Raw genomic sequence first — 2444 nt, 5'->3', positions numbered from 1 at the left:
ACTACGTCAGGTGACTCAACTAAGACCGATCTATCCAGCAAAGAGATTGAATTCGGCACAGAAATTTTAATCTTAATTCCTGACTTTTAAAAGGCTTATATCCAGCATCTAATTTCTGAAAAAAAAATTCTTATTTAATTTGATTTGAATGGGCAAATTATCTGTTATAAAGTGTAATAAACAATGCTTAGGAAAATTTTAATATCTATTGTATGTAGCTGATTTCCTCCTATTTTAAGACATCAATAAATATATTTTAAAACTTATAAACGCTTTTAATTTGGTATATGTTATAGGGTAGATACACTGAATATATAGTCAAAATATTGATTAGGATACTTTTCGCTATAATTGCCAAACGGCTCAAATACATATTTAATAGAAGGATATTTATTGGGCAGTTGTTCAGGATCACCCCACCGTGACCATAGAGAATCTCCAGTTGATTTACCAAAATCATTACCTATCCACGCTTCCACCTCATATTTCTCACTTAAATACTTAGGTAATAGACTGTATGCACCTCCCATTTCAATAATTTTTTGACCCTTTTTAAATTGACATACCTCTTCTATCCAAGGGCGATTGTGCGCTTTTATTCCCCATTGATATGGTGTATAACCAGGAAAAATATCTAGATAAAAATCTTTATATTTAAACATAAATATTTCATCTACTGTCGCTAATTTTGCATAATTAATGACTAGTATATTTTAATTGTTAACCTCTATTTATTATTAAAATCATTTAGTTTTAAATAGCTATACTGTTCTACTAATGACTTCCCATTTGAGAGGAGTATAAATTTTTCCTCTCCAAGGAAAACCTGTTTTGGCTCTAGTGCTACCATTATCAATAATCTCAAAGGGACAAACGCAATCAACTCCAGTAATTATTTCTGCAGGTGAGGAGCGAGCCACATGAACGCTTATTCGATATTTTCCTGGAACTAGCAAAGGAGCTGGTACTTTAATTGAGTATGTATAAACTCCAGGTTCTCGGTGCATAAGAAAATTTTCATCAAGCTCAAAGTCTCTCGTAAAAATCAAAGTTTCTAAATCAGAATCATGAATATGGGAAGCCAGATATATTTTTGATATTCGAGAACGCACTAGCACCTGAATTTTCAAAGAAAAAGGTTCATTATAGGGATGTTGCGTAGCCAAATCATCTTGTTCATTGACAACACTTACAAACAAAAGTTGAATCGGCAAATTGGCATTTTCTCTTAGGGAAATATATGGTAATTCTTGTGTTTCCCCAGAAGTCAGATATTTTGTCACTGACGTACTAACATCGCCCAGATAACCTATATTTCCCTTGTCAAGATAAATTCCTGTGTGACAAAGAGTTTTGATAGCCGATATATTATGACTTACAAATAAAACCGTCCTCCCCTCCTTCCCCACATCCTCCATCTTCCCCAAACACTTCTTCTGAAACTGCGCATCCCCAACTGCCAACACCTCATCGACCATCAGAATATCAGGTTCCAAATGTGCCGCGACTGCAAACGCTAATCTGACATACATCCCTGAAGAATACCGCTTCACCGGAGTATCTAAAAACTTCTCCACTTCCGCAAACGCTACAATCTCATCAAACTTTCGCTTAATTTCTACCTTACTCATCCCCAGAATTGAACCATTGAGGTATATATTCTCCCTACCAGTCAATTCTGGGTGAAATCCTGTACCTACCTCTAATAAACTGGCTACCCGCCCATTAATCTCAATCCTGCCCTTAGTAGGCTCCGTAATCCGGCTTAAAATCTTCAGCAGTGTAGACTTACCCGCCCCATTGCGCCCGATAATCCCAACCCTATCTCCCTGCTTAATTTCAAATGAAACATCCTTGAGCGCCCAAAACTCTTCTGTAGAATTTGGGATTCGGGCTTTTGGGTTTTGGAAAGACTTGAATAGATTCTTAGCACCATTAGCAATTACATCCCGCAGTGCAGTATATTTTTCCGGCTGTTGGTGACCAATAAGGTACTTTTTACCTAAGTTTTCAACCCTAATAACACTATCAGACATACTAACTTAAATCTTATTAAGTGAAAATAATAACATATAAAGGCGATAAGCTTTGTACTAAGTACCGTTGACAAGGGATTCATACTTAACCCTAATTAAGACATCTATTAAGCTATTGGGCGTGGCGTTTTTACTTTAGATAAAACCGGTTGATTTTTATTGGATTTGGAAACTAAAAAGTTACCCATCACGAGTAGATCAATATCACTGTAAGCAAATGTGCGCAAGGCATCCTCTGGTGTATTCACAATTGGTTCACCTCGTAAATTGTAGGAAGTGTTTAAGAGGATGGGAATTCCAGTTGCCTCACCAAAATTTTCGATTACTTGATAATAGAACGGGTTAGATTCTTGGCGAATAGCTTGTAGGCGACCTGTGCCATTATGGCAGACAGCTTGAATTTGCTCT

At 36.5% G+C, this 2444-nt stretch carries 3 protein-coding genes; all 3 read right to left on the bottom strand.

The window, feature by feature from the left end; all coding sequences use genetic code 11:
• Window positions 1–290 precede the first annotated feature (290 nt).
• A complete protein-coding gene (locus F6K49_RS41435) occupies window positions 291–662 on the bottom strand; it encodes a hypothetical protein (protein ID WP_293106952.1) in 372 nt (123 codons plus the stop codon).
• A 99-nt stretch (window positions 663–761) separates the two neighbouring features.
• Window positions 762–2036: an ABC transporter ATP-binding protein gene (locus tag F6K49_RS41430; protein ID WP_293106949.1), complete on the bottom strand. Its 1275-nt coding sequence runs from the start codon at window positions 2034–2036 to the stop codon at window positions 762–764.
• Window positions 2037–2143: 107 nt separating this feature from the next.
• On the bottom strand, window positions 2144–2444 hold a 301-nt coding region (locus F6K49_RS41425), incomplete at its 5' end, for a carbamoyltransferase C-terminal domain-containing protein (protein ID WP_293106946.1).

The organism is Moorena sp. SIO3I6 (genome assembly GCF_010672095.1).
The sequence above is the reverse complement of the archived record's forward strand: the minus strand, read 5'-3'. Positions and strand labels throughout refer to the sequence as shown.

Bases quoted from the DNA above. Each gene is read 5' to 3' on its own strand.
- F6K49_RS41435 (WP_293106952.1), bottom strand. From the start codon at position 662: ATGTTTAAATATAAAGATTTTTATCTAGATATTTTTCCTGGTTATACA.
- F6K49_RS41430 (WP_293106949.1), bottom strand. From the start codon at position 2,036: ATGTCTGATAGTGTTATTAGGGTTGAAAACTTAGGTAAAAAGTACCTT.